Below are 20,985 nucleotides of genomic sequence, written 5' to 3' on the forward strand. Positions count from 1 at the left end.
CTTTTCAATTGTATATGCAAAACTCTAAATATTAATCTCTATGATATATTTGCAGTTATTATTATTGGAGTTTTCAGATTATGCACTTTGAGCAAGCTTTTTAGAATCAAACAATAAAAGAAAGGAACCATCTTGTGAAATGGCTCCTTTCCAACTCATCTGGGAATATGGTTAAACACTGAACTTGGTAATCATTCCTAGAAGATACATTCTCATAATTGCAAAGTCAAGTGAATTAATAGATTTGTCTCCATTCAAATCTCCAGCTTTTATATCATCCTCAGCAGGGAAGTCTTTTAGATTTCCCAATAGATAATTTCTCATTAAAGCAAAGTCAATTGAGTTAATTGATCCATTACCATCAACATCGCCTGGCTTTACATCTGAAGCTGTTGGTGTAGGTGTTACAATGGCAGTAGGTGTTACAATAGAAGTAGGTGTTATTGATTTAGTAGGTGTAGCAGGAGTTTTTGTTGGGGTTGTTGAACCACCTTCTGGTAATGTTACACCATTACAACCCAATGGCACTTTATGATCCAAACCTTGGAATTTACCGTCTTCATTTTTCCATAGAACAGGCAATAAATAATTGTCATACTTATTGTCATTCCATTTAAGGTCTCTTCCACCTTCAAATGGGGTTCCTTCGCCACGGGTAAATAATCCGCCGGTATCAGCGGAATCAATATTTATGCACCATAACGTATGATGCATTTTATATTTGTTTTGTGAGATATAGTTTCTCATACATCTTAAATATTTAAGATTGGTACTAAGAAGTTTATCGCCACCTTCTGTAATACCGCCCCATTCACCAATCAGTAATGGAGATGTCCCATTTTCCATGAGATACGCCCAGTTGTCTCTCCAACATTGATCATATAGTATTTCTTGTGCTGTTTCATCATCAGCAGTAACAAAGTTGCCTGTAAACCAAGATTGCTCATAAACTAATGGACCATAATCATGTGGTGAATAAACAAGCTGATCCTGATGTTCTCCAAGATCAATAGGATAATCTTTTACACCACGCAGGTTTCCGCCCCACCAGTTGCCATAGTAATCGTTATTTCCTGTCCATGGACTTGTATCGAATGTTGCATCATCCCATTTACCGTCTTTAGGATACATTTCTACGCCTTCAACAAATATTAAGGCATTTGGATGTACCTTCATTATTGCTAATGCAGTTTCTTGAGCTGCTCTTTTCCAGTTGTTTGGATCATTAGAATCATCCCATATAGCGCATGAAGCCTTCATTTTGACATTACCGGTGTTTGTGTGAGGTTCGTTTTTAAGGTCAAAACCTATAATTGTATCATCATTTTTGTAATAGTTAGCTACCCAAACCCAAGCAGATTTAAATATTTCTTCTGTTATGGTTCCATTATACCAAAGTGGGTATATATGTCCCTGATTATCTGTTGTTGCACCGTGCACATCGAGTATAACTTTGATTCCAACTTTTTTGAAGTTTTCCAGCATAAAATTGAAAAGTTCAAAGCTATTTAATCCTTCTAAAGCTTCATTATTAAAGCTTGTATCTGTTGACATAGGATATTGACCTTTACTCCATGAATATAACAGATCTGTTGCGATTGGTATTCTGACTACATTTATGCCCTTATCCGCTACAATCTTTATATCTGCTAATATATCACTATGATAAGAGTCTAAAAACATCATTTCCCTGCAGTTAAAGCCAAACCAGTTGGCACCAGTAATCCATACTTTATTGCCGTACTTATCAACAATATTGTTGCCTTCAACATGCAGCCAGTCATCATTTGGTTCAGCAACGGCAGTAGTTTCTGCGGATATTTGTGTGCCAGGTGTTATTAATAACGTTGCAAGCGTTACTAATATTGTAGAAAAAATAATAGGTTTTTTCATTTCCTTCTCCTCCCAAATTAATTATTTAAAATAAAAATAATATACAATTAGAATTTTTATATATGGGGTTTATAAAATGAATGGAATTTAGTACTTAGATAATAATAGAAATAAATCAAGAATAATTTCGTAAAGAATGCAAAGCGATAAACATATTGCCCGATATATATAATTTTTATGTAAGTGTAACAGTCACCCCCAGAAATTTGTTTAACAAGATTCTAAAATTTATAGTTTTATAAAATTATATGAACTTGCTATTAACATATTTTCCTTTATAATATCACATAATTTGCATAAATACAATAAACCAATAGATTTCTAAAGGATAAACATGCCTTAAGGACTTTTGTTGTTTTGTAAAAAAACGGGCAAATTGTTTTTGAACTTGCATTGGTGGATTAAATTAACTGTGATAAAGGGAGGAGTATTAAGTATAATGGTACCAGAATTGAATAAAGCATAGGGTTTGATTGGTTTTGGTGCTTTTTAGTACATTTTGTGGGAGAATTATTTGACTTTAATGAATGGTATGTTAGAATTGTTGTGAATATTTAATAAAACACAGTTTATATTGACATATGATAGTAAATCTCTTTCGCAGGAGGTTTATTTTTCTGAAGAGACTTATATCCTGTTATGTACAGTGCAAATACTTGGGAAGGATGGGATGATATACGGTGGAAACAGTGAATTTTAAGAGGTTAAAGACATCGTCTGAAAATACTTTGTTCAATATACCAAAAATGTATGTTAAAAGTGATATTAAAAATATCTTAATAGTTATTGGTTTGTCACTATGTTTATCAGTTATTGGAGCCCTTATTTCGTCTGCTTTTTCTTTGGATGTATTAATGCTCTATTTAACTCAACCGGTGTTGTTTTTATTAAACATGCTGCCTTTGACGCTGGTTATGCTTTGTATTTATTTTCTGACTTCAAGGATATGGATTTCATACATTGTGACGGGAAGTTTTTATTTTGTTGTTCAAGTAGTCAATTATTTTAAAATTAGTCTCCGACAGGAGCCTTTTGTGCCAGCAGACATATTGCTTGGAAATGAATCAACAAATGTAGTAAAGATCAACGAGTTACCGATAAATGGCGGATTGATTTTTCTGCTCGTTCTATTTTTGATTGTTGGTTTGGGCTTGTTTTTATTCTTAAAATCGAAGCCGGTTGGATGGTTATATAAGGTAATTGGAGTTACGCTTTCTGTCATGCTATCCGTTGTTTTGTATAATACTTGTTATAAAAATGAAAAAATATATGATAATTTTAAAGTGCATGGAACTATCTACTCCTCAGTAGATATAGTTAGATCAAGGGGATTTATTTATTCGTTTCTGATTAAGTCAAATTCATTAAAACTGACATCACCGGAAGAATACTCAGTTGAAGAAGCTGAAAAGGTGATTGGAAATTACGAAACTGAAGAAGCAGTACAAGTTTCGAGCAATGTAAATGCAGATAAAGAAGAGCCTCATGTTATTGCAATAATGAGTGAAGCTTTCTTTGATATTGATAGAATTCCAGGCATTAAGTTTGATGAGTTAAATAATCCCCTAAAGAATTTTAATAGGATTTGCGAAGAATCCTACCATGGTAAAATTGTTACATCTGTTTTTGGTGGAGGTACTTCATGCACCGAATTTGCATTCTTGACAGGTACTTCGCTAAGTTTAGCGAACTGGACCGCAGATACGTATTCTGCGTATATTCGTAAGGATACTTTTTCGCTAACAAGATTATTAGAAAGCAAAGGCTACAAGACAACGGCATTGCATCCGGGTTATCCGTGGTTTTACAACAGGTTTAATGTATATGAGTACTTTGGATTTGACAATCGTTTTTTTGCTGATAACGTGACTGAGAGGAGTACTAAGTCACTTACCGGGTATGTTTCAGATATGGATACTTATAAATTTTTGCTGAGTGATTTTAAAAATCATTTGGAGAAAAATCCTGATAGTCCATATTTTAATTTTACAGTAACTATTGAAAACCATGGTCCATATGCAAATGAACCAATTGGCTATCCTGAGATATTGAAGCATAATAGTTCGATCAATGAGGAGTATTATCAACTGGTAAATAATTATGTTGGAGGTCTCAGGCAAAATGATGAAGCTTTGGGATATTTGGTTGAACAATTGGAGAAATCCGGTGAACCGGTAGTATTGGTGTATTTTGGAGATCACCTGCCATTTCTGGGAAATGACTTTGCAGGGTATAAGGCAATGAACTATAATGTCGGAACCTCGGGAAGTATTGAAGAATATTTGAATACCTACGAAACCCCTTATTTTATTTGGAGTAATAAATCTGCAAAAGACTTGCTGAGGCAACAGGGCAAGGATGTACCTGTAGGCGAGGCGCCGTTAATAAGCTCAAATTATCTAAATACTGAACTACTTAATTATATTGGCATGAAAGACTGCGGGTATTTCGATTATCTCAATGAAAAAAAGTCTTCATTACCTGTAATTACTAATAGGTTCTATAAAACATGTGATGGTAAATTTACTGAAAACTTGTCTGATAAAGATAAGAAAACTGTATCCGAATATCGTAACTTGCAATATTATATGTTGTTCGACAAAAAAGTTAAATAATGTTATTTGTGTATATTGGTTTATGATATAATTAAAAAGATGATTATTTATTTAGAAAGCAGGGGTGAGCTTTTTTATGATGGAATGGTCTATTAGAAGCCTATTAAATCCGGTAATAACCAGGCTTCTTATTTATGGTGTTAATCCTATCGATGTAGAGTATGTTGTATCTGCTGTAGAAAATAAGAACCATATAAATTCTCGTTCGTTGGAAAAGTCATGGTTGGAAGAATGGGAAAAGAAAGCTTTAAGATACAAAACCATGGCACAAGAGTGTGAGAAGAATAATAATACAATATCCGCACGTGAGTTTTATTTTTATGCTGCACAATGTTATTATGCAGTTTTTTTAATTAATTTATCAGGAATTGAGCCTAAAAAGAGAGTGTATATGGAATATGCTTCTTTATACAGGAAGAGTACTGAATACTACCCGGCTAAAGTTGAATATATGGAGATACCGATTGATGGTGAAAATACTATTTCGGGTTATTTACACCATCCGGTGAGCAAGATTCAAGCTGAAAGTCCATGTGTAATAATATATTCAGGTTTAGGAAGCTGCAAGGAAGAAATGAATACTCTTGCAAGGCCTCTTGCTGACAGGGGTATAGCTGTCTTTATCCCGGACATGCCTGGAAATGGTGAATCCTTATTTGTGCACGATACCAAGTGCCGTGTTCATAACTTGAATTCAGCATTTACCAAGATTCCTGATTTTCTTGAAAAAAGAGAGGATATTAAAAAGGGTGCCTTTGGAGTTTATGGTCTTTGTATGGGAGGGGGATACGCTTATAGAGCTGCATGTGTGGATCCTAGATATGCATTTTGTGTTACATTTTTTCCTCTGTTTATAACTCAAGTTGATACTAAGACAACTCCACAATGGATGAAGCAGGGTGAATGGTATAATTATCAAACTGGTGGAGTGGCTACCGAGGACTTTATGAATGAAATGCAGGCTCTTGAAGAGGGTTCTTTTAAATGCCCATACTTATTTATACATGGCAAATATGACAATTGGATGACTATCGAATTGGCTATGAAGTTATTTGATAAAGCTCAAGGTGAGAAAGAAAAAATAATTATTGAACAAGAGCCTGTCTATTCCAATCAGCAGGTAGTAACCCATACTATGCCTGTAGGCGAGCAGCTTCATTGGGTAAGACAAGTTGCAGCCGATTGGGCAGCAGCGCACTTTGGCATGATGAAAAAATAACTTTTGCTATAATTTTGATACAGGACGTATGCTTCGCATGTGTGTCCCGCAAAAAAGCGCAATTAATTTTTATTTGTGCTTATAGATAAAATGTTTTGGCAGGGGGCAAAAATGAGTGATTCATCTTATAGGAATATTTATTCGGTTATAAAAAACTATGCTTCTACATATGGTGATAAAATTCTTATTGCAGTTGAGGATGAGGAAGTAAGCTACAGCAGTTTTATTACGGATGTGGACATTATATCTAATGCTCTTGCCTTTATGGGAATAACCCCAAATAAAAAAGTCGGAATTATTATACCTAATTCTGCAATTTGGTATAAGATTTTCTGGGCAATTGTAAAGATGGGTGCCATACCTGTTCCGCTGGATCCTCAAATCGGTCAGTGGGAAATGGAACGGGTTATATCTCTTGCAGATATTGAAATTTGTTTTGTTGCTTCCAGGTACAGGGCAAATAATATCCTGGATAACATATTGAAAGCCGCCGGGAATATTCCAACTTTAAAGAACATAATTGCTACAGAACCTGAAAAGGATACAGATTTTGTATTATCATTTAGAAGTTTTAAAGAAAAGGCTTGTGGCTGTGATTATGAGGGACAAGTATATAAGCCGGAAGAGGCTGATAATTTAATGCTTGCATGTACATCTGGCAGTACTGGAAATCCTAAAATTATTGCTGTTCCACATATAGGGTTTTATAAATCGCAGTGTGATATGGGTGAATATTTAGGATTTGGCAGTTCTGACGTTATGCTTCTCGGAATGCCGCTTTACCATCAAGGTGGTTTTGGAATGGGCCTTCAGATGATTTTAAAAGGAGGTTCAGTTCTATATCAGCCGACTTTTGACCCGGAGAAGTTTTTGAGTACAATTGAGCAAAAGAAAGTAACTGTAGCCCAACTTACAACAACACTGGCTAAAATTATACTATCAGTTCCAGACTTTGATAAATATGATTTATCAAGCCTCAGGATGTGTTATTTTGCGGGAGAAGTTCTCCCAATGGAAGTCGCACGTATTTTTTTTGAAAGGCTGAATATAAGGGTTGTAAATGTAATAGGTTCGTCAGAAACGGCCACTATGGTAGTATGGGATTCTGAATATGACAGGGAACTCGACCCAAATGATTACCGGACACTGCCTTTTACAAAAATGAAAGTGATGGGTTCACAGAACAATGATGTATCGGAAGGTGAAGTTGGAACGATATTTATTCATACTGATGCACTAATAAATGAGTACTATAAAAACGAGCAGGAAACGTCCTTAAAGATAAGGTGGCTTGATGGAATTAAGTGGTTTGATACGGGTGATCTTGGTGAGAAAAGGCAAGATGGCAGGGTTCGGTTTATAGGAAGGGTCAAGAGGATTATAAAACGTGGCTCCAACTTGATTTACCCTGAGGAAAGTGAAGCTTTCATATTAACTCATCCTAATGTAGAAGCAGTTGCTGTTATCGGTGAGAAGCATGAACTGATGGGTGAGATGGTGGTAGCCTATATTCAGCCCAAGAAAGACTGTAAATTTACCCGTGCTGACCTGATAAAATTCTGTCAGGGCAAACTGGCAGCATACAAAATGCCGGACAAGGTAGTAATTACAGATGAGCTGCCGCATGATATAGGCAAAATACAATTTAAATATATAAAAGAGCAGGAGGGACAAGATGATAAGTAAGAGTTTGAAAAACGTTAATGACATTTATGAGGAATTTATAAAAACAGGCAAGCCGCAAGATACTATTATGTGCATTGATGAAAAATCTATTACGCTTGAAGAATTTCAAAGAAATGTTGATTTGTTTACAAAACACCTAATTAAATTAGGGGTGCAGACAGGCACTGTTGTAGGTTATACAATGCCAAACTGTCAGGAGATTTTCTATCTCTTTATAGCTATTTCAAGACTTGGAGGCTGTGCTGTTCCATTATTTCATATGCTGCCTGATATGGCAAAGGTAGATATCTTTAAGAAATGCAAGGTGCAATTTGTGATAACAAAATCGCAGCAGTTTGCTAATTTGAAGGAGTCTTCCGACAAGATGGGTGCCCAATATAAAATTGCAACCATTGATGAAAGTAATGCTTTTTACAATTTCACAATGCCTATATGTCCTGAAATAGAAATAAAAGATTATATTCTTGCACAAACCGATCCGGATTTACCTATTCTTATGGCATCAAGTTCTGGTACTACAGGGATTCCTAAGTCTGTAATAATGACACAATCAAACTTTGCTTCTGAAATTCATGCGTCTTATGAATTGGTTTCTCCGTTTAATATTAATGGACCAGATGGATTTTCTTCAATAATGGCTTTCCCTCTTTCTACGGCTGGTATTTTAACATGTCTCGGTGCATTGTTTGAAGGTGTATGTGCTATTTTTATGACAGAAATTTCACCGGTTAAGTTTGTTCAATTGCTGGCATATTGGAAAGCTGACACAATGTCTGCTCCACCGGCATTTTATGAAGCAATTTTAACTTTGCCTACATTGGATAACTTAGATTTATCATCTATAAAGAGAGTAATGACCGGTATGGATTTCTTTTCTCCATCTCTTTGGAGTAGACTTAAGGCTAAGTTTACAGGCCTTAATGGATTTGCAAACGGCTATGGTTTAACTGAAACCAGCAATGTATTTATGATCTGCAAATCAATTGGTGAAGAAAATCCAACCTCTACAACTCTTATGAAACTGGCTGAAAACATTGGAAATGCTATAGAGGTTCGTGATGAAGAAGGTAACTGCGTGCCTGTTGGAAGTGAAGGGGAGCTTTATGTAAAAGGTCCAAATGTGGTAAAAGGCTACGTAGGAAATCCCGAAGAAACTCAAAAAAGTTTTAATGACGGATGGTTTAAAACAGGTGATATAGTTAGGTATGAGGGCAATAATTCAATTACACTGCTGGGCAGAAAAAAATATCTTATAAAACGGGGTGGAAAACAGATATCTCCGATTGTTGTTCAAGATTATATAAATAGTCTTCCAGGCGTTAAAGAATCAGCAGTAGTCGGTGTGCCTCACCAGCTGTATGGGGAAATGACATGGGCATTTATAGTGAAAAAGGAAGGCTGCGATTTGGAGATAAAGGATATAATGAAACACTGTCGAAGCGGGCTGGTTAATTATATGGTACCGGATCAGATGTCTTTTATTGAAGAAATTCCTAAAAATTCCGGTGTAGGAAAGGTTAATTACGAAAAGCTTAAAGAAATTGCAAATAATGAATTATTAAATATAACAGGAGGCAGCCATGAATAATAAAATTGAATGGTCTGATTTTGTACAAAAGGTATCGGAATATACTGGGATAGAAGTAAGTGAAATAAATGAAGGTACAAACATTTACAGTGACCTTGGTATGGATTCTTTGGGGCTATTCAGCCTTGGAATGTTTCTGATAAAAGAGTATGGTATAAAAATTCCCTTATCGTCAGTAGCAACTATAGAAGCTGTTGGAGATATATACAAATTAATGAACGAACAATAATTTTAGAAATTTACTGGCATGAGAAAATTTGGGAGGAATTGGATTTGGAAAAGATAAAACTCTTCTGCCTGCCTTATGCAGGTGGATCTGCAATGAGTTATATGAGCTGGAAAAGGTATCTGGATAAAAGAATTGAATTAAAACCTATAGAACTCTCAGGCAGGGGGAAACGCTTTGTTGAGCCTTTGTATGGAGATGCCAAAGATGCCGTAGATGATATATACAATAGAATTTCCGGAGAATTGGATGGAACCGCGTATGCGATATATGGCCACAGCATGGGTACTATACTTACATATGAATTAATCCGCGCTATAATCGGTAAAAATGGGCAAGAACCTTTACATGTATTTTTCTCAGGGCGTTATCCTCCGTTTGCTGAGGTAGAAGATGAAAACGTATATATGCTTCCTGACCGGGAATTTATGGCTAAAATCAGTAGTCTAGGAGGTACAAATCAAGAAGTATTGGAAAACAAAGAACTTCTTGACCTCTTTCTTCCGGTATTGAGAGCGGATTACAAGCTTGTTGAAACATATAAACACAATGGCAGTATTCTAAAACTAAACTGTGATATATCGGTATTAAGCGGGAAGTATGATGATTACGTTGAAGGAAAGAGTGTAGAACGATGGCAGGAGTGTACAAATAAGAACTGCAAGTTTTATGAGTTTGACGACGGACATTTCTTTATCAATAAGTGTAAGGAAGGTGTTATAGCTGTTATTAATAAAACATTGTTGGATTCTTGAATCTTTTGTGACTTAATTTAACTTTTCACGAAAAGAGGGGGAATAAGGAAAAAATGCCCCCTCTTTTAACAAAATATAAGCTTGAATGATGACAAGCTTGTAATATTTGTGTTATAATTGAAATGTTAGTCATTATTTTAACCAAATGGAGTGTGTTCAATTATGAAAAAATTAATCAGTGGTTTGGTTATTGGTGGTATACTAGGAAGCTGCATGTTTGTTTATGCTGCTGCAACAAGTTGGACAGCAACAAAGGCATCATTCAAAGTGATGGTACGTGGAGAAGAATTTATATCAGAGAATCCGGCAATAGTCGTAGAAGGAAGAACATATTTGCCTTTGAGGGCTATGGGTGATGCTTTGGGAGTAAATGTTGAGTGGAATGATCAATTAAGGCAGGCTGAAGTAGGAATGGCAACTAAAACACAAACTACTAATAGTGGTTCTGCGAAGACTAATACAGGAGATGCTGATAAAGGTAAGACTAGTTGGATAGCGACAAAGGCATCATTCAAAGTAATGGTTCGTGGAGAAGAGTTTATTTCCGAGAATCCACCTATTGTTGTTGAGGGAAGGACATATTTACCGTTAAGAGCACTTGGCGATGCTTTGGGGGTAAGGGTAGAGTGGAACGAATCATTAAGGCAGGCTCAAGTTGGAGACGTGACTCCATCAGCAACTATAGTTCCAGTAGTAACTCCATCAACAACTCCAGCTTCAGGAGCAACTCCAAAACGAACATCAGCAGTTTCAGCTGCAGATACTATTACTGTTGAAATGGCTACTGTGGAGGCTAAAGCAGGGGATGTTGTCGAAATTCCAATTACTTTTTCCAATATATCTAAAATAGGAATTGCAACTATTGATTTTACAGTTACATATAATGCTGCTAATTTGGAGTTTATTGAAGCACCAGCTGGAGATATCGTAAAGAATGCAGGCGTAAATTATGGAAGTAATAAGAGTGAAGATGGTAGTATAAAGTTCTTGTTTTTAGATTATACTATGACTGGTGCAGAATCAATAAATTCTAACGGTGTTTTCACAAAAATTAAATTTAAAGTTAAGGATACTGCCAAAGTGGGTGAAAATTCTATAGCAATATCTGGAGATTCAACATTTGGAGATACTCAGCTAGCAGCAATGAAAGTAGAATATAAAGCAGGAACAGTAAAAGTAGTAGAATAAAATCAAAAGATGCCTTAAGTACATAGCATTTTAATTAGAGTGAATTTGTTTTCAGTATTCAAGTAAGGCTGCATGGTAACTTACCATGCAGCCTTTAATAATTTGACCAAACTACCAGCTTAATAACTGTTTCAGTTTGCTTACTACAGCATCTCCTCTTGGACCGCTGATTTGCCGTATTTTATCAAGATCAGATTCAGTTAGTCTTCTTCTAAGTTCGGATATATTAATATTAATACTTTTATTTTTTAAAGTTTCTTTATCAATTTCAAGAATTTTATTTACAATCAGGTCTTTATCGACAGAATCCATTATTTCTGTAAGTTCATCAATATTTCCTTTCTTAAGAATGAAAATGAGTGTATTAAGTTTGGAGGGGAGGTCATTTTTGTTAAATTCACTGAAAACCTCTTCAACACTTCTTTTAAAAAGGTTATTAGACATTTTTTTTCTCCTTTCAGAATGTAGATATAGTTGTATGTATATTTTTAATAGAAGCTTTATAATTCACATAGTTGCAGGTGTTTTTGTCATTACACGACTGCTTGGTTTACATAATTTGCACACACTTAATAATATTCTGGTAGTTCGAAAATTGTTACTTCGAAAATAAAAAATTCGTATTTGTAGTTGGAAATGTTTAGTAAAGATGCCTGGAGTTGAGGAACTATATATTCTTGAAAACTTTTATTTATAATAAAATAGCATAAAAAAGTTGTTGAGATTTATAATTTGTGATAGGATAATTTGGGAAAAGCTCTATATGAATATGAAGTTACAGCTGTATTCATCACTCGGTCGGAAATTGTAAAAAATGATCTTAGTTTTATAATCTAAATAAAATATGAAGGTGAATCTATGAATAGTTTTTTAGATCTAGCTTCTGGAAGAAGGAGTATAAGAAAATATTCTGAACAAGGAATACCAGATGAGGATATAAGATATTTTATAAGTGCTGCAGTAAATGCTCCAAGCGGCTGTGATAGTCAATGCTGGAGGTTTGCGGCGGTTAGAAACAGGGCTGTGATTAGTAAAATTAAAGATGCAGTAATCAAAAAACTAGAAGACATATTGGAAGAAAAAAGAGATGATGTGACAGACTCTTATCTGACTTCAAAAAGGAAAATGGTAACTTTCTTTGAAAAGGCACCCTTAGTTATAGCAGTGTTTATGACAGAAGCACAATATTATGATCAGATTTTGATCTCTGCCCTCAAAGGACATGGGCTTAACAGCGAAGATATTATGAAACTCTTTGCAAACTATGATTTGCTCTCTATAGGTGCAGCAATACAAAACCTTTTACTTGCGGTGCACGAAAAGGGTTATGGAGCATGTTGGATGAATGAACCGGCTATTGCGGCAGAAGATATAAACAATATTCTGGGTGTTCCTTTAGAAAATAAATTTATAAGTCTTATACCAATTGGTGTACCCGCTTATACACCAAGGGAAAAAAAGCTCAAAAGCTTGGAAGAGGTTTTTACGATAATATAATTATATATAGCGAAGTTTTGGTTAGAGGTCATCAAAATTCTGTTAATGCAAGAAAAGATATATGGGGGTTAAGAAATGAAATTTATTATCAAGGGAGGAGATAGTATGAAGAGATTAAATTTTAGGAGAGTAACAGCTTTAATTTCAGCATCAGCGTTTTTGGTTATGAGCTACACAACAGAATCCTTTGCTCTTACTGAAACGGTTCAATCGTATTGTACAAAGAAAGTATCGCCGGTTGTTTCTGTGAACTTGGGGGGGGCACAGGATATAACTGTTGATGGGGTGAATTTCAAAAGTCAAAATGCCGTGAAGAACCTTTTAACATCTGTTGGAGGTCCATCGTCAGAAGTGATTCCAAGTTCAGCAGTAAAGGCATTGTCAAAAATTGAAGCTGAATCTTTGGTGGAAAACCATGGATTGGTGATTGAGAGTTGTCCTGATACAAATGGAACCGAAAATTTGGCCTATATTGATAATGGGGACTATGCAGCTTATGAAAATGTTTACTTTGCCAGAGGAACCAGAGGTTTTATGGCTAGAGTATCAAGCGACACTGAAGGTGGATATATTGAGTTCAGGCTTGACTCACCATCAGGTGAAGTTATAGGAAAGGTTAAAGTCGAGAGAACAGGTGGGTGGCAGGTTTACCAGGACGTTTTCTGCGAACTTGAAAAAAGTGTGGAAGGCTTACACCGTTTGTATTTGGGATGTGTTGGGGAAAGAACCGGAATGTATAATATCAATTGGTTCCGCTTCTTAAAGGGCCCTTTTGATCCAATTAAAGCAAAAAGCTATGATGAAGCAAGCAGTGATTATTATTTATACAAACAAGTGCATTTTGGAGAGTCTGATAGTTTGGACAAGTTTAAAGCGCACGTTTTAAAAGGCGCTAGTGGAACGATAGATGTTAGACTTGACAGTCCAGCAGGTGACACTATTGCTTCAATTACTACAGATGGTACTGATGCAATTTATGAGGACTCGGTTAGAGGTAGCGTGACTGGTATCCATGACTTGTACATAAGCGGATCATTGGTATCAAAAGTTGATTGGTTTGCATTTGATTCAGAGCAACAGAGTTTGGGAGCTGTTGACCAGGATTTGGGAACACTCCTTTCTTCCAATTTAAGAGGGTATAGTGTTAATTTGAACTTTTCACTGGATAAAAATAGCCTGTATGAGGTTTATCTATATACGGCAGAGTATCAAAAACAGAATAAGCAAGTATTTGATCTGGTTGCAAATGGAGCAACTATGGATACAATTGATATGGAAAAGTCAGACAAAGATTGGGCTAAGAGCGGTCCATATCTTGTAAAAGTTCTCACTGATGGCAAGCTATCTATTGAGTGTAAAGCAAAAAGCGGTATTGCCACGGTTGCTGGAATTGAGATAAATAAAGTTACATATTCAAAGGCTTTTAATGATGTAAAAATTAAGGATTGGTTTTATATACCTGTAATGGAACTTGCAAGTCAGGGAGTTATTTTCGGTAAGGGAACCGACCAATATAAGCCTGGTGACCACATTATCGGGGAACATGCGGCATATATGCTTTTTGGTGTTATGAAGAGGTCTATAGCTGAGAATGACAGCGACTTTATTCCTGAAAGATATAGAAAACTATCGGATATAGCACCTGATTATTGGGCTTATCACTATATGAGTGCCTATTACAATTATTTCTATAAAGAAAAGATGTTAAGGTATGATGTTAATACAAAAGCTGCATATAGTGCTAAACAGTATGAAGAGAGCAAGAAGGTGAGACGTGAAGAATTTGCAATGGCTATAATCGGCACAAGAAGGCTGGATTATAACGAAGATGGAAAAGTATTTGCCCTGGATCCGGAACTCGAATCATCAGCAAAATTAAATAACTACAAGAAAACTGATGCTTCCAAGGTTACTGATAGTTTCAGATATTTTATAGAGCTTGCTCTGGAAAATAACTTGATGAAAGGCGACCAATATGGAAACCTCAGTCCTAAGAACCCTGTTACAAGAGGAGAGGCAGCTGCCTTTATCTATAACGCATTAAAACTTGATAAAAATAACTTCATAAAACCTCAGGACGATGAAGTTTTGGCAGTACCGAGAATAACTGCTAAGAAAAGAAATGTCAATGTTGGTATACTGATTCTTCCGGCACCGGCAAGGGATACTATAAACAACATTGATGTTAATGATCCGAATCCTGACTTCTCCATAATGGAGCTTTTAGACAGGAATATAAACAAACCTATGGATTGGGTACTTGTAAACCCTCATCCTCCAGTATTTAATAAAAGTGAATTTAAAGATGTCATGCAGTACAGTTCATCAGAAATAAAGGGAATAGACAATAAGAGCTACAGTGATTTCTGCAACTATTTCAAGGATTTGAGAAGTGTTGCAAAAGCTCAGACTGATCTTGAAGCTGACATGACAGGTACCGGAGTTGTTGGCGATAAGGAAAATATGAAGAAGTCCAAGTTCTATAAATATTGGGAGGTATCTATAAATGATGATAGCCTTACTCCTGAAAAAATTGCAAAGGACTATGACGTTTTATTCCAGACTTCTCATGGTAGTATTACTTATCCAACAGATGTACAGGATAAGGTAAAAGCTTTTTTAAATGCAGGTGGCCAGCTATGGTGGGAAAATTGCCGCGGTTTAGAGATTAAGGCTGGAGACGGTTTTACCGATGAGGTGGGTTTTGTCTCGTTAAATCCAGGCAATAACTATAAGTATCCTCAAGTACCAGTGCTTGATGAGAATGGAGAAATGCATCCTCTGTTTGACAATATTTATACAATAGACCGTGAAAAAACAACTCGTGTTTATGCTCCGGGCCTTATCAATAAAAACAGTGAGATATCAATGCTGGGTGATGGTGAAGAGTGGTTAAATGATGATAATCGTTACCTTTCAGGCATATTGCCGACTGATACTGTTTTATTGAATATAGAAGATCCGCAAACAGGACTGAAGCGCCCGAATATTGTTACAAGAACTGTAAAAAACGAGAATGGACCTGAAGGAAGAATTGTAATCACAACAAGTGATATTGGGTGCGGAATTTCAAAGTTTGTGAACCGTGGTGGCGGTAAGGCAGTAGAAGATTATAAATTCTGTTACAACCTGATTGGATGGATGTCTAAGATAGGTGTCAGCTTTGACGAGACTACTGCTAATTCATGGGATGGAAGCAATGCGTATGCTGTTGAGGCTACTGTCACAAATTACGGAGCAAAAACTCAGACATATGAACTTAAGTCAGCTTGTGATGCAAAACTTTGGGACCTTACAAGCACAACGGATTTCTCAAAATATAAGGAACAGTATCCATGGATAAAGAGCATTGATGCAAAAGGGTATCCGAATAAAATAGTGTTGAAGCCGAACCAGACTGAAGTAATAACTTATAAGTTTAACATAAAGACTGCAGACATAAGATACTATGAGTTTACTTTAAAAGCTTCAGAGTATGGAGTATTAAATCCTCGTGATTCTGTTGAAACTACATACAGGTTAAATAACCTGAGAGTTCCAAAACCTGTTATGTCGAACGTCAGGAACCAGAATAACAATAGCACATTTGATATAGTGCTAAATGCACCTGAAGAAATCGATAATGACTTAAGACCGGAAACTTACGAATTGAACCTTAAATTTAAGAGAAATGGCAGTTACATTGATCCAGAGTCGGTATTTAACGGTGTTGTGCTTGATACATCAGTTAATACTCCAGGATTGGTGGTTGTTTCACAGAACTATGTTTCTGATGCAAAGGATGTATTATATTTAAAGATAAAAATGGATAATGTAGTCTTTACCGATGCAAATCAGAAAATCAAGCTGAGTGTTATGCTTAAGAACGCTAATACTCAGGGCGGTATGGAAGTGATAGGCAAGACGGAGGTATACGATCCGATTTCGCTTCAAAGACTTGCATTCTCAAATGAGTCGGTTCTTAGAAAGTAGAGTTTATAATACTAAAAAGGAGTGTCGCTAATGTAGAGCGACGCTCCTTTTTGAATGTTATTTTACTTCTCAAAAACAAATGCGTTCGGTAAGAAATCATTAAGACTGAATACTTTATATTTACCATTGTTATTGCTGCAAAGTATCACAAGGTCTTTATCGGCAAATTCCAATATAACCTGTCTGCATATACCGCAAGGAAAAGTATAGTCTTCGGAATCGCTTGCAATTGCAATAGCTTTTATGCTTTTTTCGCCTTCAGAAATGGCTTTGCAGATGGCGGTTCGCTCGGCGCAGATAGTTGCTCCGTAGGAGGAGTTCTCGATATTTACACCAGTGTACACTTTGCCCGAATTACCTATTAGTGCGGCTCCGACATGAAAGTTGGAATATGGAGCGTATGCATTTTTTTTGATATCGTTTGCTAGCTTAACCAAATTTTCATAATCCATAGTAATTAATCCTCCTGAAAAAGTGTATACTTACTTAGTGCTTTTCCTTAACCTTAATTTAACAAAGGATAGCTTTTATTATACCACATTCCAAAAAAATCAATATGCTTATTTATCCAAAGAGATAAAATATAGTGTAAATTCGAAGGTCCGTGTTATTGGTTGATTATTAATTTCGGCTTATGGTATAATTAACTTTGATAGTACAATTAGGTTTTAAGGAGCTAAAAGAATGAAAAGTACACTTAGAGTATTTATATCGATGTGTTTTGTTTTTATTTCAATTTCTACTCTATCTTTTGTATCGTTTGCAGTTTCATCCAGGGATTATTTTCAGGAAGGAAATTTTCTTTTGAATTCTGGAAAATATGATGAAGCAATAAAAAACTATGATAGAGCTATTAAGATTGATGATGATGTTCCGGAATTTTACTACAATAAGGCGGTATGTCTTTCTAATTTGGGAAAATATAATGAAGCAATAGAGCTATATGATCGTGTAATTGATTTGGATTCTGATTTTAAAGAGGCATATTTCAATAAAGGGGCATGTTTAGTGGAAGCTCATAAACTTGCTGATGCCCTTGATACTGTCAGCAAATATATAGAGCGATATCGAAAAGATTCAGAAGCTTATATTCTAAAGGGTTATATTTTGTTAAATTTGAAACGTTATGATGAAGTGGTTGATATATCTGATAAGCTGATTGTCATGAAGATTAGAGATAAGAAGATCCTTTCTTTGGCATACTCAAATAAGGGGAATGCGTTTGCTTACCTTGGCAGAATTGCAGAAGCCTTTACTGCAAGCAATAAAGCGCTAGAACTCGATGGTACCAATACAGATGCATATATAGCTATGAGTTTTGCGTATAATTACGATAAGAATTATGCAGAAGCGGTTAAAATGTGCGATAAAATCATTGAGATCAACCTTAACTCTGTTCAAGCATATATAAATAAAGCTTATTTTCTATTAAATGATGAAAAATATGAAGAATCAATTGAGTGTTGTAATAAAGCAGAGCAATTAGATGTTCCTAAAAATCCTAATAACCAGTCCGGTATTTTTACAAATAAATCAGGTGCGCTATGTGCTCTTAAAAAATATGAAGAGGCTATTTTAACAGCAGAAAAAGCAATTGAGTTTAATCCTCAAGCCGCTAATGCGTATTTAAATAAAGGCAATGCGTTAGGTCAATTAGGTAAGTATGAGGAGTCCATAACAGCATGCGATAAAGCTATTCAAATTGATTCTCAGGCTGGTGCTGCTTTTATTCCAAAATCCTACTCATTGGGCAAGCTTGAAAGGTATGATGAAGCAATAGAGGCATGCAAAAAGGCAATAGAGATTTGCCCTAAAGACGATAAGCTTTGTGCGCAGGCATATTCAAACATGGGTTTGGCACTAAATGGAAAAAGGAAGTATGAAGAGGCGCTTAAGAATCTTGAAAAGGCATTTGAGTTTGATCCAAAAGATCCAGATACTTTGTCTGCCATATATACAAATAAGGCATGTGCATTGATTGGATTGAAAAAATTTACTGAGTCGCTCGAATACAGTGAAAAAGCAATTGAAATTGATCCTGCGCATTATGAGTCATACATTAATAAAAGCGGTGCTCTCTTAGGTCTTTTAAAGTATAATGAGGCTATTGAGTGCTGCAATAAAGCTATTGAATTAAAAGTTGCGGATTTCAGGATATATTCTAATAAAGGTCTGGCACTGGAAAATACAGGTAGACTCGATGAGGCATTACTGGCTTTTGATAAGAGTTTGGAGTTAAAGCCTAACGACAAAACAGAAACAGAAAATAGATCGAGGGTTTCAATGAAAATTAATACCAGAAGAGTTGGAATCATCTTTGCTATATTCGTGCTTTTAGCGCTAATTGCAGTAATTACAACGATAGTCATTACAAAAAAGAAGAAAAAGCCAAGACGGCTTGAAGACATCTATAAAGGTATAGACTTTTAAACATATAAACTTTTTATAGAATAGATTTAATGAAAGCAGATTTCACCCAAATTAAACAGAGGGGGGAATAGATTGGGGGCAAGTAGAAAGGGTGATTTAGCTTTTGTAATATAAACAAAATTTCTTTGTTTTAGAAAGGGGAAGAGTATGGGTACTGTAAATAAAAATATCAAGAAAGTTGTTACTCTGTTTTCTTGTATTGCAATGTTAACAACATCTATTATTACTACATCTGTTGGAAGTGTTTCGGCAGCAGGATATGACTACTCGACGGGGCTTAAGAATGCAATCGGTTTCTACGACGCCAATAAATGTGGTAAAGATGTTGCAACAAACAATGTTTTTTCCTGGAGGAGTGCATGCCATACATCGGATGGAAGCGATGTGGGTGCAGATTTGACCGGTGGTTACCATGATGCTGGAGATCATGTAAAATTCGGTTTACCTCAGGCATATTCAGCTTCAGTGCTTGGATGGTCTTTATACGAGTTTGAGGATGTATTCGACGCATCAGGCAACAAAACCAAAATGCTTCAGCAGTTGAAGTATTTTACCGATTACTTTTTAAAGAGTCACACTGATGCAAATACATTTTACTATCAGGTAGGAGATGGAGAACTTGACCATCAGTATTGGGGATCCCCGGAACTTCAGACGGGTTCCAGACCTGCTAAGTGTGTAGCAAACTCAAGCAAAGCTGCAAGTGATATATTAGGAGAAACTGCAGCTGCTCTTGCACTTATGTATCTCAATTACAAAGATGTAGACTCTACATATGCAAATGAGTGTCTTAAAGTGGCAAAAGAACTCTATTCAATGGGCACATCAAATAAAGGAGCTGGAGACGGACAGTATTTCTACAGGTCAATCAGTATTTATGATGATTTGGCATGGGGAGCCGTCTGGTTGAATATCGCAACAGGTCAAAGCTCTTATCTCGATGATGCAAAGACATTTATCAAAAATAGGAATGAAAATGGAGATAACCCTCTTGCGCATAAATGGACCATGTGTTGGGATGATATGTACATTCCTGTGTTTGTTAAGCTTTCAGAGCTTACAGGGGATTCAACATATAAGGGTGCAGTAGAATTCAATTTGAATTACTGGATGAATACTCTGGCAACAACTCCAGGCGGGCTGAAATTCCTTCATTATTGGGGATGTTTGAGGTATGCTGCAGCTGCTTCAATGGTTGCAACTATCTATTATAAGCAGAACCCTGATCAGAAATATCTTGATCTTGCAAAATCTCAGATTGATTACATTTTAGGAGATAACCCTGCAAATATGTCCTACGTAGTAGGAATGGGAAGCAAATGGTCACAACACCCTCATCATAGGGCAGCTCAAGGTGGACAGGGTTATGCCAATAATGCGAATACAACACCTGCAAAGTATGTTTTACTTGGAGCTTTGATAGGTGGTCCTGATGATAGTGACAATTTCCTTGATAGTGTAGTTGAATATCAGTACACTGAGGTCGCTCTTGACTATAATGCAGGATTTGTAGGAGCTTTGGCAGGTGTAGCCAAGCATTATGGAAATCTTTCAATTCCTACAGCAACAAAAACACCTACTATTGATCCTACACCAACACCTACAGCATCTTCATACGTAGTTGGTGATGTGAATTCTGATGGCAGTTTTAATTCTATAGATTTTGGACTCATGAGAATGGATTTGCTTTGCATTAGTGGTTTACCAGATGCAGGGTTTAATCGTGAAGCTGGAGATGTTAATGGTGATAATAAAGTAAACTCCATTGACTTTGGACTTATGAGACAAAGGCTTCTTGCAATAATTCCAAAGTTTCCTGTGGAATAATTAGAGCAATAACTAAGTTTAACAGCCATGAAGGGATATGTATTCCTTTATGGCTGTTTTTTGTATGTAAAGTTTTAAAGAGAGCTTTC

14 protein-coding genes are annotated in these 20,985 nt (G+C 35.9%); 11 read left to right on the plus strand and 3 right to left on the minus strand.

Annotated elements, in window-relative coordinates; all coding sequences use genetic code 11:
- Nucleotides 1–171: 171 nt before the first annotated feature.
- Nucleotides 172–1,893, minus strand: a complete 1,722-nt coding sequence (locus ACECE_RS0215905) for a cellulase family glycosylhydrolase (protein WP_010249057.1) — start codon at nucleotides 1,891–1,893, stop codon at nucleotides 172–174.
- Nucleotides 1,894–2,573: 680 nt separating this feature from the next.
- Between ACECE_RS0215905 and ACECE_RS0215910 the strand changes: the two genes are divergently transcribed.
- From ACECE_RS0215910 to ACECE_RS0215940, 7 genes are all read left to right on the plus strand, one after another.
- Nucleotides 2,574–4,508: an LTA synthase family protein gene (locus ACECE_RS0215910; protein WP_010249059.1), complete on the plus strand. Its 1,935-nt coding sequence runs from the start codon at nucleotides 2,574–2,576 to the stop codon at nucleotides 4,506–4,508.
- A 76-nt stretch (nucleotides 4,509–4,584) separates the two neighbouring features.
- The gene (locus ACECE_RS0215915; RefSeq protein WP_010249060.1) at nucleotides 4,585–5,727 is read left to right on the plus strand and encodes an alpha/beta hydrolase; all 1,143 of its coding nucleotides are present in this window, start codon (nucleotides 4,585–4,587) and stop codon (nucleotides 5,725–5,727) included.
- Between the two features lie 111 nt (nucleotides 5,728–5,838).
- Nucleotides 5,839–7,413, plus strand: a complete 1,575-nt coding sequence (locus tag ACECE_RS0215920) for a class I adenylate-forming enzyme family protein (protein ID WP_010249062.1) — start codon at nucleotides 5,839–5,841, stop codon at nucleotides 7,411–7,413.
- The gene (locus tag ACECE_RS0215925; RefSeq protein ID WP_010249065.1) at nucleotides 7,403–9,001 is read left to right on the plus strand and encodes a class I adenylate-forming enzyme family protein; all 1,599 of its coding nucleotides are present in this window, start codon (nucleotides 7,403–7,405) and stop codon (nucleotides 8,999–9,001) included. Before ACECE_RS0215920 ends, ACECE_RS0215925 begins: the two co-directional genes overlap by 11 nt.
- A complete protein-coding gene (locus ACECE_RS0215930; protein ID WP_010249067.1) occupies nucleotides 8,994–9,230 on the plus strand; it encodes an acyl carrier protein in 237 nt (78 codons plus the stop codon). The genes ACECE_RS0215925 and ACECE_RS0215930 overlap by 8 nt, the downstream gene beginning before the upstream one ends.
- 44 nt (nucleotides 9,231–9,274) lie before the next feature.
- Nucleotides 9,275–9,982, plus strand: coding sequence for a thioesterase II family protein (locus tag ACECE_RS0215935; protein WP_010249068.1), 708 nt, complete (start codon nucleotides 9,275–9,277; stop codon nucleotides 9,980–9,982).
- 162 nt (nucleotides 9,983–10,144) lie between these two features.
- On the plus strand, nucleotides 10,145–11,170 hold the full coding sequence (locus tag ACECE_RS0215940; protein ID WP_010249069.1) for a cohesin domain-containing protein: 1,026 nt from the start codon (nucleotides 10,145–10,147) through the stop codon (nucleotides 11,168–11,170).
- 111 nt (nucleotides 11,171–11,281) lie between these two features.
- Here the strand turns inward: ACECE_RS0215940 and ACECE_RS0215945 are convergent, their stop codons facing one another.
- Nucleotides 11,282–11,614, minus strand: a complete 333-nt coding sequence (locus ACECE_RS0215945) for a hypothetical protein (RefSeq protein ID WP_010249070.1) — start codon at nucleotides 11,612–11,614, stop codon at nucleotides 11,282–11,284.
- Between the two features lie 414 nt (nucleotides 11,615–12,028).
- Here ACECE_RS0215945 and ACECE_RS0215950 point away from each other — a divergent pair, with 414 nt between their 5' ends.
- Together ACECE_RS0215950 and ACECE_RS0215955 are read left to right on the plus strand one after the other, a co-directional pair.
- Nucleotides 12,029–12,667, plus strand: coding sequence for a nitroreductase family protein (locus ACECE_RS0215950; RefSeq protein ID WP_010249071.1), 639 nt, complete (start codon nucleotides 12,029–12,031; stop codon nucleotides 12,665–12,667).
- A gap of 105 nt (nucleotides 12,668–12,772) precedes the next feature.
- The gene (locus tag ACECE_RS0215955; RefSeq protein ID WP_026073870.1) at nucleotides 12,773–16,639 is read left to right on the plus strand and encodes a carbohydrate-binding protein; all 3,867 of its coding nucleotides are present in this window, start codon (nucleotides 12,773–12,775) and stop codon (nucleotides 16,637–16,639) included.
- Between the two features lie 62 nt (nucleotides 16,640–16,701).
- Here the strand turns inward: ACECE_RS0215955 and cdd are convergent, their stop codons facing one another.
- A complete protein-coding gene (gene cdd, locus ACECE_RS0215960) occupies nucleotides 16,702–17,091 on the minus strand; it encodes a cytidine deaminase (protein ID WP_010249073.1) in 390 nt (129 codons plus the stop codon).
- Nucleotides 17,092–17,323: 232 nt separating this feature from the next.
- On the opposite strand from cdd, the gene ACECE_RS0215965 reads away from it, so the two are divergent.
- Both ACECE_RS0215965 and ACECE_RS0215970 read left to right on the plus strand, forming a co-directional pair.
- Complete coding sequence (locus ACECE_RS0215965; protein ID WP_010249074.1) at nucleotides 17,324–19,069, plus strand: tetratricopeptide repeat protein; 1,746 nt, start codon at nucleotides 17,324–17,326, stop codon at nucleotides 19,067–19,069.
- Between the two features lie 147 nt (nucleotides 19,070–19,216).
- On the plus strand, nucleotides 19,217–20,896 hold the full coding sequence (locus tag ACECE_RS0215970) for a glycoside hydrolase family 9 protein (protein WP_010249075.1): 1,680 nt from the start codon (nucleotides 19,217–19,219) through the stop codon (nucleotides 20,894–20,896).
- Nucleotides 20,897–20,985 lie beyond the last annotated feature (89 nt).

Source organism: Acetivibrio cellulolyticus CD2 (genome assembly GCF_000179595.2).
Taxonomy (GTDB): Bacteria; Bacillota; Clostridia; order Acetivibrionales; family Acetivibrionaceae; genus Acetivibrio; species Acetivibrio cellulolyticus.